The sequence below is a fragment of the Limnohabitans sp. INBF002 genome (assembly GCF_027924905.1).
In the GTDB taxonomy this organism is placed as follows: domain Bacteria; phylum Pseudomonadota; class Gammaproteobacteria; order Burkholderiales; family Burkholderiaceae_C; genus Limnohabitans.
Genome location: NZ_AP027055.1, coordinates 2,059,031 through 2,074,226 on the forward strand (window position 1 = coordinate 2,059,031; position 15,196 = coordinate 2,074,226).

Annotated in this window: 14 protein-coding genes and 1 tRNA gene; 12 read left to right on the forward strand and 3 right to left on the reverse strand. The window is 57.4% G+C overall.

Annotation, left to right across the window (positions count from 1 at the left end; translation table 11 throughout):
- Nucleotides 1-142: 142 nt before the first annotated feature.
- Entirely contained in the window at nucleotides 143-3,070 is a 2,928-nt protein-coding gene (locus QMG15_RS10320) for a valine--tRNA ligase (RefSeq protein ID WP_281788538.1), read from the forward strand.
- 39 nt (nucleotides 3,071-3,109) lie between these two features.
- A complete protein-coding gene (gene galU, locus QMG15_RS10325; RefSeq protein WP_281788539.1) occupies nucleotides 3,110-3,994 on the forward strand; it encodes a UTP--glucose-1-phosphate uridylyltransferase GalU in 885 nt (294 codons plus the stop codon).
- Between the two features lies 1 nt (nucleotide 3,995).
- Here galU and QMG15_RS10330 read toward each other — a convergent pair whose 3' ends face one another.
- Together QMG15_RS10330 and cysM are read right to left on the reverse strand one after the other, a co-directional pair.
- Nucleotides 3,996-4,223 carry a sulfurtransferase TusA family protein gene (locus QMG15_RS10330; protein ID WP_281788540.1) on the reverse strand — a complete coding sequence of 76 codons (228 nt, stop codon included), beginning with the start codon at nucleotides 4,221-4,223 and terminating at the stop codon, nucleotides 3,996-3,998.
- Entirely contained in the window at nucleotides 4,220-5,122 is a 903-nt protein-coding gene (gene cysM / locus QMG15_RS10335) for a cysteine synthase CysM (protein ID WP_281790120.1), read from the reverse strand. Before cysM ends, QMG15_RS10330 begins: the two co-directional genes overlap by 4 nt.
- A 166-nt stretch (nucleotides 5,123-5,288) precedes the next feature.
- On the opposite strand from cysM, the gene QMG15_RS10340 reads away from it, so the two are divergent.
- The 7 genes from QMG15_RS10340 (at nucleotide 5,289) to QMG15_RS10370 (ending at nucleotide 12,152) form a co-directional block, all read left to right on the forward strand.
- Nucleotides 5,289-5,834, forward strand: coding sequence for a phasin family protein (locus QMG15_RS10340; RefSeq protein WP_281788541.1), 546 nt, complete (start codon nucleotides 5,289-5,291; stop codon nucleotides 5,832-5,834).
- A gap of 390 nt (nucleotides 5,835-6,224) precedes the next feature.
- Nucleotides 6,225-7,850 (forward strand): response regulator, encoded by a 1,626-nt coding sequence (locus QMG15_RS10345; protein ID WP_281788542.1) that lies wholly within the window; start codon nucleotides 6,225-6,227, stop codon nucleotides 7,848-7,850.
- 186 nt (nucleotides 7,851-8,036) lie between these two features.
- The gene (locus QMG15_RS10350) at nucleotides 8,037-8,444 is read left to right on the forward strand and encodes a hypothetical protein (protein ID WP_281788543.1); all 408 of its coding nucleotides are present in this window, start codon (nucleotides 8,037-8,039) and stop codon (nucleotides 8,442-8,444) included.
- A 78-nt stretch (nucleotides 8,445-8,522) separates the two neighbouring features.
- Nucleotides 8,523-8,607, forward strand: a tRNA-Leu gene (locus tag QMG15_RS10355).
- A 146-nt stretch (nucleotides 8,608-8,753) separates the two neighbouring features.
- Nucleotides 8,754-9,914: a hypothetical protein gene (locus QMG15_RS10360; protein ID WP_281788544.1), complete on the forward strand. Its 1,161-nt coding sequence runs from the start codon at nucleotides 8,754-8,756 to the stop codon at nucleotides 9,912-9,914.
- 93 nt (nucleotides 9,915-10,007) lie between these two features.
- Complete coding sequence (locus QMG15_RS10365) at nucleotides 10,008-11,129, forward strand: NADH:flavin oxidoreductase/NADH oxidase (protein WP_281788545.1); 1,122 nt, start codon at nucleotides 10,008-10,010, stop codon at nucleotides 11,127-11,129.
- A gap of 60 nt (nucleotides 11,130-11,189) precedes the next feature.
- Nucleotides 11,190-12,152 (forward strand): tripartite tricarboxylate transporter substrate binding protein, encoded by a 963-nt coding sequence (locus tag QMG15_RS10370; RefSeq protein WP_281790121.1) that lies wholly within the window; start codon nucleotides 11,190-11,192, stop codon nucleotides 12,150-12,152.
- Between the two features lie 47 nt (nucleotides 12,153-12,199).
- On the opposite strand, the gene QMG15_RS10375 is transcribed toward QMG15_RS10370, so the two are convergent.
- Nucleotides 12,200-13,114 (reverse strand): NAD-dependent epimerase/dehydratase family protein, encoded by a 915-nt coding sequence (locus QMG15_RS10375; RefSeq protein WP_281788546.1) that lies wholly within the window; start codon nucleotides 13,112-13,114, stop codon nucleotides 12,200-12,202.
- Between the two features lie 34 nt (nucleotides 13,115-13,148).
- On the opposite strand from QMG15_RS10375, the gene QMG15_RS10380 reads away from it, so the two are divergent.
- Genes QMG15_RS10380 through QMG15_RS10390 form a run of 3 tightly spaced genes read left to right on the forward strand, consistent with a single transcriptional unit; the run spans nucleotide 13,149 to nucleotide 15,187 of the window.
- Entirely contained in the window at nucleotides 13,149-14,180 is a 1,032-nt protein-coding gene (locus QMG15_RS10380) for a CDP-6-deoxy-delta-3,4-glucoseen reductase (RefSeq protein ID WP_281788547.1), read from the forward strand.
- Between the two features lie 23 nt (nucleotides 14,181-14,203).
- The gene (locus QMG15_RS10385; protein WP_281788548.1) at nucleotides 14,204-14,980 is read left to right on the forward strand and encodes a DUF2189 domain-containing protein; all 777 of its coding nucleotides are present in this window, start codon (nucleotides 14,204-14,206) and stop codon (nucleotides 14,978-14,980) included.
- Nucleotides 14,981-14,986: 6 nt separating this feature from the next.
- A complete protein-coding gene (locus tag QMG15_RS10390) occupies nucleotides 14,987-15,187 on the forward strand; it encodes a DUF2788 domain-containing protein (RefSeq protein WP_104801216.1) in 201 nt (66 codons plus the stop codon).
- Nucleotides 15,188-15,196: the final 9 nt, after the last annotated feature.

The following is a 15,196-nucleotide window of genomic DNA, read 5'->3' on the forward strand; positions in this document are numbered from 1 at the left end:
ATTTTTACTCATATATTTCTACCTCGTGTGTGGACGGCTCTCTGATTTGGCAAGCCCGCACCTAGGTAAAATGACCTATCCCCGCTAACAGCGTTCAACGGCTGCCCTGTGCTGCCGTTTTTCTTTTGCAAAAGCCCGTCTCATGAGCAACACGCCCGCACTCCCTCTCGAACAACCCGGCCTTGAGCGCCTGTCTAAATCGTTCGAGCCCGCCGCCTTAGAAGCCCATTGGGGCCCAGAGTGGGAAAAACGCGGCTATGGCGTAGCTGGCTTCCGCGGCACAGGCGCACCAGCGGCTGATGCACCCGCGTTTGCCATCCAGCTGCCGCCGCCCAACGTGACGGGCACGCTGCACATGGGCCACGCGTTCAACCAGACCATCATGGATTCGCTCACCCGCTACCACCGCATGTCTGGCTTCAACACCGCCTGGATTCCCGGCACCGACCACGCCGGCATTGCCACGCAAATCGTGGTGGAGCGCCAGTTGCAGGCCAAAGGCATCAGCCGCCACGACATGGGCCCCACGCCTGCCGAGGCCCGCAAGAACTTTGTGAGCAAGGTCTGGGAGTGGAAAGAGGAATCGGGCAGCACCATCACCAGCCAAATGCGCCGCATGGGCGACAGCGTGGATTGGAGCCGCGAATACTTCACGATGGACCCCAAGCTGTCCAAAACCGTGACCGAAACCTTTGTGCAACTGTATGAACAAGGTCTGATTTACCGTGGCAAGCGCCTGGTCAACTGGGACCCGGTGCTGATGAGCGCGGTGTCTGACCTCGAAGTCGAGAGCGAAGAAGAAGACGGCTCGATGTGGCACATCCGCTATGACTTGGCCGATGGCTCAGGCAGCCTGACTGTCGCCACCACCCGCCCCGAAACCCTGCTGGGCGACGTGGCCGTGATGGTGCACCCCGAAGACGAGCGCTACAGCGCCCTGATCGGCAAGCAGGTCAACCTGCCTTTGTGCGGCCGCACCATCCCCGTGATCGCCGACGACTACGTGGACAAGGCCTTCGGCACCGGCGTGGTCAAGGTCACGCCCGCGCACGACACCAACGACTACCAAGTCGGCCAGCGCCACAAGCTGGACATGATCTGCGTGCTGAATCTGGACGCGACCATCAACAGCAACGCCCCCGAAAAATACCGGGGCCTGGACCGCTTCGTGGCCCGCAAGGCCGTGGTGGCCGACCTCGAAGCCGCAGGTGCTTTGGTCGAGGTGAAGAAACACAAGCTCATGGTGCCCCGCTGCGCCCGCACCGGCCAGGTGATCGAGCCCATGCTGACCGACCAGTGGTTCGTCGCCATGAACCAGGTCGGCCAAGGCGACGCCACCGGCAAGAGCATTGCCCAAAAAGCCATTGACGCCGTGCAATCGGGTGAAGTCAAGTTCGTGCCTGAAAACTGGATCAACACCTACAACCAGTGGATGAACAACATCCAGGACTGGTGCATCAGCCGCCAACTGTGGTGGGGCCACCAGATCCCAGCTTGGTACGACGAAGACGGCAATGTGTACGTGGCCCGCAACGAAGCCGAAGCACAAGCCAAAGCCCCCGGCAAGACGCTCAAGCGCGATGAAGACGTGCTGGACACTTGGTACTCGTCGGCGCTGGTGCCGTTCAGCACCATGGGCTGGCCTGAGAAGACGCCCGATTACGACTTGTATTTGCCTTCGTCTGTCTTAGTGACCGGCTACGACATCATCTTCTTCTGGGTCGCCCGGATGATCATGATGACCACGCACTTCACGGGTCGCGTGCCGTTCAAACATGTGTACATCCACGGCCTGGTGCTCGATGCACAGGGCAAGAAGATGAGCAAGTCTGAAGGCAACGTGCTGGACCCTGTGGACTTGATTGACGGCATCACGCTAGAGCCCTTGTTAGACAAACGCACCCAAGGCCTGCGCAAACCCGAGACTGCCCCCAAAGTCCGCAAGCAAACCGAAAAAGAATTCCCCGAAGGCATTCCGGCCTACGGTGCCGATGCGCTGCGCTTCACGTTTGCGGCATTGGCCTCATTGGGTCGCAGCATCAACTTCGACAGCAAGCGCTGCGAAGGCTACCGCAACTTCTGCAACAAAGTGTGGAACGCCTCACGCTTTGTGTTGATGAACTGCGAAGGCCAAGACTGTGGCTTGAAAGAACACACCAAAGAAGAGTGCGCGGTAGGTGGCTCGTCACACGGCTACCTGAACTTCAGCCAAGCCGACCGCTGGATCGTGTCTAAGCTGCAACGCGTGGAAGCCGAAGTGGCCAAAGGCTTTGCCGAGTACCGCCTCGACAACGTGGCCAACACGATTTACGACTTCGTGTGGAACGAGTTCTGCGATTGGTATTTGGAAATCGCGAAAGTACAAATCAACACCGGTGATGAGGCGCAAAAACGTGCGACCCGCCGCACCCTGATTCGCACGTTAGAAACCATTCTGCGTTTGGCTCACCCCATCACCCCCTTCATCACCGAAGAACTGTGGCAAACCGTGGCGGTGGTGGCAGGCCGCATCAAGGCCGACGACAAAGCGGCGTCGATCAGCATTGCGGCCTACCCCGTGAGCCAGCCTGAGCGCATTGACGAACAAGCCGAGGCCTATGTGGCGCGCTTGAAATCGTTGGTAGACGCCTGTCGCAACTTGCGCGGCGAAATGGGCGTGTCGCCCGCCACCCGCATGCCTTTGTTTGCGCTGGCTGGCAATGCAGAAGAGTTCGCTTTCATGCAAGGTGCAGCACCTGTGTTGCAAGCCTTGGCCAAACTCAGCGAAGTCAAAGTGTTTGACGACGAGGCCGCATGGTCTGCCGCTGCACAAGCCGCACCCGTGGCCGTGATTGGCGAATTGCGCGTGTGCTTGTTCATCGAAGTGGACGTGGCCGCCGAGAAGATTCGTTTGGGCAAAGAAGTGGACCGTTTGCAAAACGAAATCACAAAAGCGGGTGCCAAGCTGAGCAACGAAGCCTTCGTGGCCAAAGCGCCCCCCGCAGTGATTGAAGAAGCCAAGAAGCGCGTGGCTGAATTCACGGCCACGCTGACCAAGGTGCAAGAGCAGCTTGTCAAACTGCAGAAATAAAGCCTCGCTAAACTTGGCAAAACTATTAATTTCACATCTATGACCAAAGCACTCACCAAAGCCGTATTCCCAGTAGCAGGCATGGGCACACGCTTCTTGCCCGCGACCAAAGCCAGCCCCAAGGAAATGCTCACCGTGGTGGACAAGCCGCTCATCCAATACGCGGTGGAAGAAGCCTATGAGGCTGGCATTCGTGAAATGATTTTTGTCACAGGCCGCAGCAAGCGCGCCATTGAAGACCACTTTGACATGGCCTACGAGTTGGAAACCGAACTCGAAGCCGCTGGCAAACAAGCCCTGCTCGACATCGTGCGCAGCGTGCAACCCGACGACATGCAATGCGTCTACGTGCGCCAAGCTCGCGCACTGGGCTTAGGCCATGCCGTGTTGTGTGCTGAGCACTTGGTGGGCGATGAGCCCTTTGCTGTGTTGCTGGCCGACGACTTGATGCGTGGCAAAGCAGGTGGCCCTGGCGTGTTGAAGCAAATGGCTGAAGTGTTTGCACGCACACAGTCTTCTGTGTTGGCCGTGCAAGAAGTGCCGCTGGAACACGTGCACCGCTACGGCGTGGTGGCGGGCACCGACATTGGCAACGGCTTGGTCGACATCCAGCAAATGGTGGAAAAGCCCAAAGCCGAAGTGGCGCCCTCGCGCACCACGGTGGCAGGCCGCTACATCTTGACCCCTGCGGTGTTCGAGCGCATCCGCGCAGGCGGCCGTGGCGTGCAAGGTGAGATTCAACTCACCGATGGCATTGCGGGTTTGTTGGCCACTGAAAAAGTGCTGGCCTATTCGTACGAAGGCAAGCGCTACGACTGCGGTAGCAAAGTGGGCTTCTTGCAAGCCAGCGTTGAGCTCGCCTTGCAGCACCCCGAAGTGGGCGCTGAGTTCCGCGCCTACCTCAAGCAACTCAACGTCGCTTAATTCAACGTCTCTTCAGAATGTGAATGAAGTCGCTGCCCTCTGTGGTTTGCGACAACAACTCATTACCGGTTTGTTTGGCAAAAGCCGCAAAGTCGCGCAATGAGCCCGTGTCGGTCGACACCACTTTCAGCACTTGACCACTCGCCATGGCGGTGAGGGCCTTCTTGGCTTTCAAAATCGGCAGCGGGCAATTCAAGCCGCGCGTGTCCAGTTCGACATCGATGTTCATGCGGGAAACACCCCAGTCGATAAGTAGCGGTCGCCACGGTCGCAGACGATGAAGGCAATGGTGGCGTTCTCAACCTGCTGCGCAATTTGCATCGCCACCCAGCAAGCACCAGCGGCTGAGATACCCGCAAAGATGCCTTCTTCGCGCGCCATGCGTCGGCACATGTCTTCGGCATCGTCTTGACTGACGTAGACCAACTCATCCACGTTGCTCGCGTCGTAAATTTTGGGCAAGTACTCTTGCGGCCATTTGCGAATGCCAGGAATGCGCGAGCCTTCTGAGGGCTGCGCGCCAATGATGCGAATGGCGGGGTTCTTTTCTTTCAAATAACGCGACACGCCGGTGATGGTGCCCGTGGTCCCCATGGCGCTCACGAAGTGCGTGATGCGTCCCTGCGTTTGCTCCCACAGCTCGGGGCCGGTGGTTTCGTAGTGGATGCGCGGGTTGTCTTCGTTGGCAAATTGGTCCAGCACGCGGCCCTTGCCTTCTTTGGCCATGCGCTCGGCCAAGTCGCGGGCGTATTCCATGCCGCCGCTCTTGGGCGTCAAGATCAGCTCGGCACCAAAAGCCTTCATGGTTTGGGCGCGTTCAATCGACAAGTCCTCGGGCATGATGAGCACCATGCGGTAGCCCTTGATGGCCGCAGCCATCGCGAGCGCAATGCCGGTGTTGCCAGAGGTGGCCTCGATCAAGGTGTCGCCGGGCTGGATGTCGCCGCGCTCTTGCGCGCGTTGAATCATGGACAACGCTGGGCGGTCTTTGACAGAACCGGCGGGGTTGTTGCCCTCTAGCTTGCCCAAAATCACGTTGCCGCGTTTGGCGTTCTCGGCAGCGCCCATGCGCTGCAAAGCGACCAAAGGCGTCTTACCAATCGCGTCCTCAATCGTGGGGTAAATCAGGTGTGAACTCATAGCCCACACTGTGCCATAAGTGGTACGCCATCCATGGGCCGGCTATAGAAAAAAGTCGGCTAGAGCACTGGCTCTAAAGCCAACCCAAGCCGTTGTTTTTTCAGAATTGATCGATAACATTTCTGGATCAAATTCAACCATCCAAGGAATAAACATGCAAAACCAAATCAAACCCCAAGTTGAAGCCTCTGTGCAAGCCGCTTTTGAATTGGCGAACCTGTCGTTCGCACAAGCCGAGCGCATCACTGAGCTGACGCTCGAGCAAGCCAAAGTCAACGCCGAATTGGCACAAGACCAACTGACTTCTGCTTTAGAAGTGAAAGACCCCACAGAAGCCATTGCGTTGTTGAAAGCGCAAATGGAAACATCGGCCAAGAGCTTGGCAGGTTTTGCAGCAACAGCCTTCGAATTGGGCCAACAGTTCCAAGCTGAAGCCACTGCTTTTGCAGAAGGTCACTTTGATCAAGCCCACGCAGCAGCGAACAAAGCCATCAACGACAACCTGAAAAAAGCCCCTGAAGGTTCTGAAGCTGCTGTGCAAGTGATCAAGGCCGCTGTGGATGCTGGCAACAAAGCGCTGGCCGAAGCCCGCCAAAACGCCAAGAAAACAGCCGAGTTGGCCCAAGAAGGCATTGCCAAACTGAAAGAGCATGCTCCCAAAGCAGCCAAGGCACCTGCACGCCGCAAAGCCCGCGCTTAAGTCGCAATCGTCATAAAAAAATCCCCGTGTATTTGTTTACACGGGGATTTTTTTTATACAGCTTCGGCCGCCTTGATGGGCCGGCAGTCACCGCAGAAGAAATGGCTTTTGTCCAAGAGGCGCCGAAACGACCCTAAAGCGCGAGGCTTGTGCAACCCACACTTCATACAGCTCATGGTGTTGATCATGTTGCCTGTTGCACCGAAGGGACTTCCGCCCGCTTTGGATTTGTAGCGAAGACCGTCGCTGGCGATTTTTGTGGTTACGTCGTCTCTGCTCATTTCCCAATTTTATCAAATTAGCGCCAAGGGTAAGTGCCTAGCGCCTGTCTTACACTTTCGCCCGGCGTGTTCAGCCCAGACACCAGATCAACCCATCTATTGAGCCCGAATGACCACGACCCACTATTTAGCCAACAAACATCTAGCGAACGATGGCGGGCTTGCGGATTCCAATCGATCCTTGCATCTGATTGAGCAACGCCACCGCCTGCTGGCTGACTATGCCAACGACGTGATCTGGACCATGGGCCTGGATGGTGCCATCACTTACATCAGCCCCGCCGTTTTTAAGCTTCGCGGACTCACGCCCGAAGAAGCGATGCAGCAAACCATCGACCAAATACTGACACCCGATTCGCAAGCCGTTTCAACCCAATACGTCATAGACGTGCTGCAAGCCGCACAACGTGGCGAAACGCCCAAAAACTTCCACGGCGAATTGGAGTACTACCGCAAAGATGGATCCACCTTTTGGACCGAAGTCTTGGCCTTCCCTTTGGCCGATGCACAGGGGGCGTTGATCGAAATTTTGGGCGTGACCCGAGACATCACGGCACGCAAGCTCTATGAAGATGAACTGAAATCTGCGCGCCAAGCCGCCGAAAAAGCCAACAACGCCAAGAGCGAGTTTGTGGCCCACATCAGCCACGAAGTGCGCACCCCCATGACCGCCATGTTGGCCTACATGGAACAAGCCATGCACCCAACAGATGCAGCGGACCAACGTGAATCATTGGAAAAAGCGCAGTCTGCGGGTGAGCTGCTGTTGCACCTCATCAATGACATTTTGGATTTTTCCAAAATTGAATCTGGAAAAGTCGAAATTAAAAAAGCGCCCTTTGTTTTGAACCAGGTTGTCACTCAAGTCAGTGACCTGGTAGCCCACAGCGTCAAAAGCAAAGGCCTGGACTATGCCGTCCTCTTCAACATGGACGATCGCGTGACGCTGGTTGGCGACGCCCCTCGGCTCACCCAAGCCTTGCTGAATTTGACGAGCAACGCGGTGAAATTCACAGAGCAAGGTTTTGTGCGTATCTACGTGGAACAAATTGACCGCTCTGAAAATGATGTGACCCTCAAATTCTCTGTGCAAGATTCGGGGCGCGGCTTGTCTGAAGACATGTGTGAGCGTGTCTTCGAGCGGTTTGTGCAAGGTACGCAAAGCAATATCTCGCGCACCAGCGGTACCGGGTTGGGGCTTCCTATTTGCCGCCAACTGGCCCAACTGATGGCGGGCGATGCAGGTGTCACTTCATCTTTGGGAAGCGGCTCCACGTTTTGGTTTACTGCGCGCGTGGGAACGCATGCAAATACAGCATTGACAAGTGAGCAAGGCGAAACGCTCAACCCATTTGCCCACGTCAACCTCAAGGGGCGCAGCGTACTGGTGGTGGAAGACAACGACGCTGTTCGCGATGCCATGTGCCGCCTGCTGAAACACCATGGCATGGCCGTGGACCATGCGGACAGCGGCCTCACCGCCCTCGAAAAGCTGAAAGACCAACACTACGACGTGATGCTGGTCGATGTAGAAATGCCTGACATGGGCGGCATTGAGCTGGCAGAAACGCTACGCCAGATCAACCAACTGAATTTGAAAATCATCGGCGTCTCTGCAGGCGCCGTCGGCGATGACCGCCAAGCTTGCCTGAATGCGGGCATGGATGACCATCTGGCCAAACCGTTCAAAGTGGATCACATGCTGGACAAAATTCGGCAGCATTTGACGGCGTGAACAAGGCCACTGAGCCAAGCAAGCCAGCGTCTTAGGTCACGGCTAAGCGACCTTAGCTTGGATGGGAAATGGGTCCCTGAGCCGAGATCCAAGCTACGCAAGGCGGCAATGATTTGCCGCTCAGCGTGGCAAATGCAGCAAGGTCTGTTTATTGCTTATCTCCTCTCAACCCGACACGGAGAAAAAATGACAGTCAACACCATTGGACAAAGCACGTACGCCAGCGGACTGCAACAAAAGCAACAAAACATGAACAACATGTTTGCAGCCCTCAAGTCCGGCGACATGGCAGCAGCGCAAAAAGCCTATGCATCCTCTGGCATGCCGCCTATGGCCGCTACTAACACCAGCCCACTTGGTCGCCTGTACCAAGCCTTGCGCCATGAAGATTTGGCGGGCGCGCAAAAAGCTGCACTAGATATGCAAGGGAAAAATGGCAAAAGCTCAAGCACCGCTGCCAATCCAATCGTCAGCACGCCGACAACACCCGCCCAAAAAGCAGCGGCTGCCTTGGCGCAAGCCAGTCTGAAAGCGCAACAGTCCAGCGTTTTAGCGATGTTGGGCCAAGGTACCAACGTCAATACGTGGGGTTAAGTCGCGACGTTTAACTTCTCAGCACTTTTTTAGAAAACGATGAAAAATTTGTGTCATAATATCGGTCTTCTCTCCCGTGCCCGGGTGGTGAAATTGGTAGACGCAGGGGACTCAAAATCCCCCGCCGCGAGGCGTGCCGGTTCGATTCCGGCCCCGGGCACCATCGGTACATCTTTACCGTCCTGACTCGATAGCGCGCTTTCAGATCTTATGAATGACGACGACTTTTCCGGCTTAGTCAGAAGTGGCTCTCAGCACAGCGTCTCGGTTTCCGAGCACACAGGCAACGCCAAAACCCCAAAAAACATCGTGACTTCCCATGAGGAAGAAACCGAAGCGCGTAAACGCGCGTTTGAACAAAAAGCGTTGGATGCTTTAGACGCTGAAAAAGCACTTGCAACAGCGCTGGCAGAGCACACCACACACGTCGCACCAGACGATGGCACCACTGACGCCAATATCCAAAAAGTGGCGGCTAACAAAGAGGCCGCCAACCGCCAAACAGTTGCTGGCGAGGGTGCTGCCAAGCCCAATGTCCAAAACGTTTCCACCGATGTGCTTGAGGCTAACAACCAAAAGGTAGGCATCGACAAGATTCAAGACAACAGGCAAGGCGTCCCAACCGATGTCATTGCATCGAATCAGCAAAACGTAGGTGGCGGCCATGTTGCGACCAACAAACAAAACATTCCCGGCGAAAAAGCGATTGAAGCCAATCGACAAGGCATTCCTACGGATGTGATTGCGCCCAATGTGCAAGACATCAGCAGCAAGCCTCTCACGGCCAACAACCCAACCATTGCACAAGATGCACAGGGGCTCAATCGCCAATCTTTAGGTCAAGACGGCAACGCCAAAAACCAGCAAGGCATTCCCACAGATGGCATCAGCACCCATGCGCAAAATCTGGCCAAGCTAGGCGTTCAAGACAACCAACAAGCGATTGCGCAAGACGGCTTCGACACAAATCGCCAAGCACTTGCCCCAGCGCCCAGCATTGCGCCAAACAACCAAGCGATTGGCACAGAGGCCGCCTCACTCAACCGTCAAGCGGCACCGCAAGACACCCCCTCTGGCGTCAATCGCCAAGGCGTAGGCAACGAAGCCATCACATCGCATTTCGAACCCCTGCCCTCTGGCGCGGTCGAGCGCAAGAAGGTCGACTTCCCCACAGGCTCGACCAACGGCACGGTGAATAAGGCCGCAGCAACACCTTCCGTCCAAAGAGTGAGCAAGCCGACCACCCCATCCGCTGCCGCCGTGCGCCCACCAGTAACAGCCGCCGCGCAGCAAGAAGCCAAGCTCAAACGCGAGCAAATCAACGACGCTTTCCATGGCCGTCTCGCGGGCATCAAGCACAACGTGGAAGCACTCAACAGCCGTTTGTCTGACTTTGAAGAAAAAGTTCACAAAGAAGATGCCAACTTGATCAAAGGCAACCCAGAAAACTTTGACATCAAACTCGACTGAAGGTCTTGTCACCCAGATGCCATGACTTTGGCTTCTTCCTGATTACGATGCATGCCTGCCTGAACCGCAGGCATTTTTGTTTTTGGAGTTCCCTTGAGTCACCTCTTTTCTGAATTCACCCTCACCTCGCCAAGCGGCCCGCTGACCTTGGCCAACCGCGCCATCGTCGCGCCCATGTGCCAATACTCGGCCAACGACGGGCAAGCCAGCGATTGGCATTTGATGCATTGGGGCAATATGCTCAACAGCGGGGCCGCCATGTTCATCATTGAGGCCACCGCCGTTGTGCCAGAGGGCCGCATCACGCCCATGTGCTTAGGACTGTGGGACGACGCGACAGCGGCGGCCTTGCAAGACAAGCTGCATCGCGCACGCCAGCTGGCACCCAAGGTGCCCGTGTGCATTCAGCTCGCCCATGCAGGCCGCAAAGCATCCAGCGCCGTACCGTGGCAAGGCGGCCAGTTGCTCAAGCCTGAGCAAGGCGGTTGGCCAACCGAAGGGCCCTCCCCCATCCCGCATTTGGCGCAAGAAACCGCGCCGCACGAACTCGATGCCAAGGGCTTGGAACACATCAAACAAGCCTTTGCCAAAGCCGCACAACGCGCCGAAGCCATGGGCATTGAAGCCATCGAGCTGCACGGCGCACACGGCTATTTGCTGCACCAATTCTTGTCGCCCGTGGCGAATCACCGCACTGACAGCTACGGCGGCAACTTTGACAACCGCACACGCTTCCCCATGGAAGTGTTTGAGGCGGTGCGCGCGGTTTACAAAGGCACGCTGGGCATGCGCATCTCGGCCTCCGACTGGGTAGACAACGGCTGGACGCCTGAAGAAACCGCAGACTTCTCGTTGCGCTTGAAACTCGCAGGCGCCGACTTTGTGCACATCTCATCAGGTGGCGTGGCCGCACAGCAAAAGATTGCTTTGGGTCCCGACTACCAAGTGCCCTTCGCCAAATTGGTGAAACAAAAAACAGGCATGCCCACCATCACCGTGGGCCTCATCACTGAACCGCAACAAGCCGAAGACATCTTGGCGCGCGGCGATGCCGACCTGATCGCGCTCGCCCGCGCCTTCCTCTACAAACCTCGCTGGGTGTGGGAGGCCGCAGCTGCGTTGCACGGCACGGTGCAAGCCAGCCCGCAATATTGGCGCTGCATGCCCCGTGAAGCACAAGGTATTTTTGATGCCGTGCAAATGGGACAACGATAAAAAACAAACAGGAGACAACACATGACACACCTCACACGTCGCAGCCTCAACGCAGCTTTGATGGCCGCTGCCGTCATCAGCACAGGCGCATTTCTAGCCCCACTCGCGGCACACGCACAAGCTGACGCCTACCCCAACAAACCCATCACCTTGGTGGTACCCAACCCACCCGGCGGCTTGGTGGACACCTCAGCCCGTCTGGTGAGCGAGCCTTTGGCGCGCGTTACCGGGCAATCGGTGGTGGTGGACAACAAACCCGGTGGCAGTGGCAACTTGGCCTATTCCAACGTGGCACGCAGCGCCAAAGACGGCTACACCGTGTTGGTGTCGTACTCGGGCTATCACATTGCCAACCCCATCCTGATGGACAAACTGCCGTGGGAGTTGAAAGACCTCACACCCGTGGGCCTCATCACCGTGGCCACCAACGTGATTGCGGTTCACCCCTCGGTGCCCGCCAACAACTTGAAAGAGTTCATCGCGTGGGCCAAACAAAATCCAGGCAAGCTCAACTACGCCTCGCAGGGCAATGGCTCGGTGTCGCACATCGGCACTGAAATCTTCAAACAGCAAACCGGCATTGAAATGACGCACGTGCCCTACAAGGGCTCGGGCCAAGCGATTCAAGACGTGCTGGCGGGTCAAGTGCAGGTGTTCATCACCACACCGCCTTCGGTGATGGGCCATGTGCTCAACGGCAAACTCAAGGCTTTGGCGGTGACAGGCAAAGCGCGCCACCCACAGCTGCCGCAAGTGCCCACCGCCGCAGAAGCTGGCTTGAGTGGCTTTGAGCTGGAATCATGGGTGGCCTTGTACGTGCCGAACGGCACGCCCAAAGAGGTGGTGCAAAAACTCTCAGCCGATGTCAAACGCAGCATGGAACAACCAGAGACCAAGCAACGCGCCGATGCCGCAGGCGTAGAAGTGCGCTACCTCACGCCTGACAACACCACCAAGCTGCTAGAGCGCGACACCACCAGCTGGGCCAAGGCCATCAAAGCGGGCAACATCAAGTTTGATTGATGCGTGTGTGGGTCGGCGCTTGAAGCAAGCCGTCCCACCCAAAACCATCACCTCAAACCCTGCTCCACGTCTGCGTAGCGCAGCTGCAAACGCAGCTCGCCCTTCATGCGCGTGTTCACCATGCGGCGCGACTCGCTCATGAAGCTCAGCTGCATGGCAGGCAACTCGGTTTGCGCTTGGGCACGGCTGATGCGCGGTGGTTTGGCTAAGCCATACAGCCCCGCCGCCATGTCAAAGTAGTCGCCCATCAACAGCTGGCTGTCGTCGTTCACGTTGTAAATACGTTGGGGCTGGCCACGCCACAACGCGAGCTGACAGGCACGCGCCAAGTCATCCGCATGGATGTGGTTGGTGAACACATCGTCCCCATGCGCCAGCACAGGCGTGCCACGCAACAGGCGTTCACGCGGCGTACCACCCTCGCGGTCAGGGGCATAAATGCCGGGGATGCGCAGCACACTCACCCGCACGGCACTGGAACGCAAACGCCCCAAATGGCGCACACGCGCTTCGGCATTCACACGCCGTTGCGCTCTGGGTGTGATGGGGTTCACCTTGCGGCTTTCAGCCACCCACGCACCCGCACAGTCGCCATACACCCCGCTGGTCGAGCCATACACCACGCTGCGCGGCGCGCTTCGGCGCATCAACAGGCGGGTCAGCGTCAAAGTGCGGGGGTCTGTGCTGCCTTGCAAAGGCGGTGGGGCCAGATGCAGCACCCGCGTGGCCCAGCCCGCCAAGCGTTGCAGGCTGGCTGGCGCATCCAAATTACCCACGATGGGCGTTACACCTTGGGCTCGCAAAGCGGCCACACGCGCAAGGCTAGAGGTCAGCGCCACCACCCGCACATGGCGCTGCACGCGCACCACGCGCTGACCCACATCACCGCAGCCGATGATGAGCAAACGCTCGCGTTTGAAGCGAGAAGGCAAGGCGCCGAGGGGGGATTGATGGACAGGCAAAATACACCCTATAAAAGTTCAAGGATACCCAAAGATGAGTTTCAACATCACGGTCCAACCCAGCGGCCGCGCATTCACCGCCACTTCTGACGAAACCCTGCTGGCCGCCGGCCTGCGCCAAGGCATTGGTCTGCCCTACGGCTGCAAAGACGGCGCTTGCGGCTCCTGCAAATGCAAAAAGATTTCAGGCGAAGTGACCCACGGCACCCACCAAGAAAAAGCCTTGAGTGCGGACGAAGAAGCCAACGGCTTTGTCCTCACCTGCTGCGCCACCGCCCACAGCGATGTGGTGCTGGAGTCGCGCCAAGTGGTGGAAGAAGGCGCCTTCCCCATCAAAAAAATGCCAGTGCGCGTCGTCTCACTTGAGAAAGTCTCGCACGATGTGATGGTCGTCAAACTGCAATTGCCTGCGACCGACCCCATGAAGTTTCATGCCGGTCAGTACGTCGACTTTTTGTTGCGGGACGGCGACCGCCGCAGCTATTCGATGGCCAATGCGCCACACACCTTCGTCGAAGGCGCGCCAGCGATTGAGCTGCACATCCGTCACATGCCCGGCGGCAAGTTCACCGACCACGTGTTTGGCGCGATGAAAGAAAAAGAAATCCAACGCATCGAAGGCCCACAAGGCAGCTTCTTCTTGCGTGAAGACTCAGACAAACCTTTGGTGTTCTTGGCTTCGGGCACAGGCTTTGCGCCCATCAAGGCCATCTTGGAGCACATGCAGCACAAAGGCATCACACGCCCTGTGTCGCTCTACTGGGGCGGCCGCCGCCCTGCCGACTTGTACATGCACGACTGGGTGCAAGCGCAAGCCGCCGCGATGCCAAACCTCACCTACATACCCGTGGTGTCTGACGCATTGCCAGAAGACAACTGGACAGGCCGCACAGGCTTTGTGCACGCGGCGGTGTTGCAAGACCACGCCGACCTCAGCGGTCATCAGGTGTACGCCTGCGGCGCGCCCATCGTGGTGGACTCGGCCCGCGCGGCCTATACCCAAGCGGGCTTGCCATCCGACGAGTTCTACGCAGACTCGTTCACCTCTGCAGCCGACAAGGTTTAATCACCCGACGTAGACTGCGTGTCATGCACCTCATCACCCCACACCCCGATCTGGAAGCCAAAGACATTGAAATGTTCAGGCCCATGCACTGGCTCGCGCTGGCATGGAAAGACATGGAACGCTGCCCCACCGCAGGCGTGACACATGGCTTGATCCTCGCCATCATCGGTGGTGGGTTGTTTTGGTTTGCACGCCATGAGTTTTGGTGGATCGCAGCCATGCTGTCTGCCTGCATGATCGTGGCACCTTTATTGGCCATGGGCTTGTATGAGATCAGCCGCCGCTTAGAACGCAACGAAGAGGCGACCTTGACGGATGCCTTTCGCATTTGGACTTCTGGTGATAAACGCCTGATTCAATTTGGTTTACTGCTGGCTTTGTCGAGTGCGGGTTGGTTGGTGTGCTCAGCGGCCTTGATTCACTGGATGCTGCCCGCCAGCGTGCACACACCTGCCGACTTTGTGCGACTGGTCGTGCTGCAATCCAACTTTGGTCTGTTTGAAATTTGGGTGCTGATGAGCGCCCTGATTGCCGCACCCATGTTTGCCTCTACGCTGGTGACCATTCCTTTGTTGATGGATCACCCCACGCTCACCGTGCAACAAGCGGTGCTGACCAGCTGGCGCGTGGTAGCCCTGAACCCATTCGCCATGGCGTGCTGGGCGGGCATTTTGTGTTTGTTCACAGCGCTGGGCATAGGCTCAGCCTTTTTAGGCTTACTCGGTGTGGTGCCCATGTTGGGACACGCCAGTTGGCACGCGTACCGGGACCTGGTCGCTTACGACCCTTCGGCCCACTGAGTTTTTATGACAGAAGAACAATTCGCCCAATTTGGGCTGACCTTTGGCGTGGGCGGCTTCATGCTGTACATGCTGTTCATTATTTTTCAGCTCGCGCGTGAATCCAAAGCTGGCAAGTTCGGCACCTTCGTGTTGTTCTTGGTGCTGGCGTTTGGCATGCTCGGCTTTGTGGCCAAGCAAGTGCTAATCTGGATGATGGAGGGCTAAGCCCTCCTC

Coding starts and splice junctions, on each gene's coding strand:
- QMG15_RS10320 (WP_281788538.1), top strand. CDS start 143: ATGAGCAACACGCCCGCACTCCCTCTCGAACAACCCGGCCTTGAGCGC.
- galU (WP_281788539.1), top strand. CDS start 3,110: ATGACCAAAGCACTCACCAAAGCCGTATTCCCAGTAGCAGGCATGGGC.
- QMG15_RS10330 (WP_281788540.1), bottom strand. CDS start 4,223: ATGAACATCGATGTCGAACTGGACACGCGCGGCTTGAATTGCCCGCTG.
- QMG15_RS10340 (WP_281788541.1), top strand. CDS start 5,289: ATGCAAAACCAAATCAAACCCCAAGTTGAAGCCTCTGTGCAAGCCGCT.
- QMG15_RS10345 (WP_281788542.1), top strand. CDS start 6,225: ATGACCACGACCCACTATTTAGCCAACAAACATCTAGCGAACGATGGC.
- QMG15_RS10350 (WP_281788543.1), top strand. CDS start 8,037: ATGACAGTCAACACCATTGGACAAAGCACGTACGCCAGCGGACTGCAA.
- QMG15_RS10370 (WP_281790121.1), top strand. CDS start 11,190: ATGGCCGCTGCCGTCATCAGCACAGGCGCATTTCTAGCCCCACTCGCG.
- QMG15_RS10380 (WP_281788547.1), top strand. CDS start 13,149: ATGAGTTTCAACATCACGGTCCAACCCAGCGGCCGCGCATTCACCGCC.
- QMG15_RS10385 (WP_281788548.1), top strand. CDS start 14,204: ATGCACCTCATCACCCCACACCCCGATCTGGAAGCCAAAGACATTGAA.
- QMG15_RS10390 (WP_104801216.1), top strand. CDS start 14,987: ATGACAGAAGAACAATTCGCCCAATTTGGGCTGACCTTTGGCGTGGGC.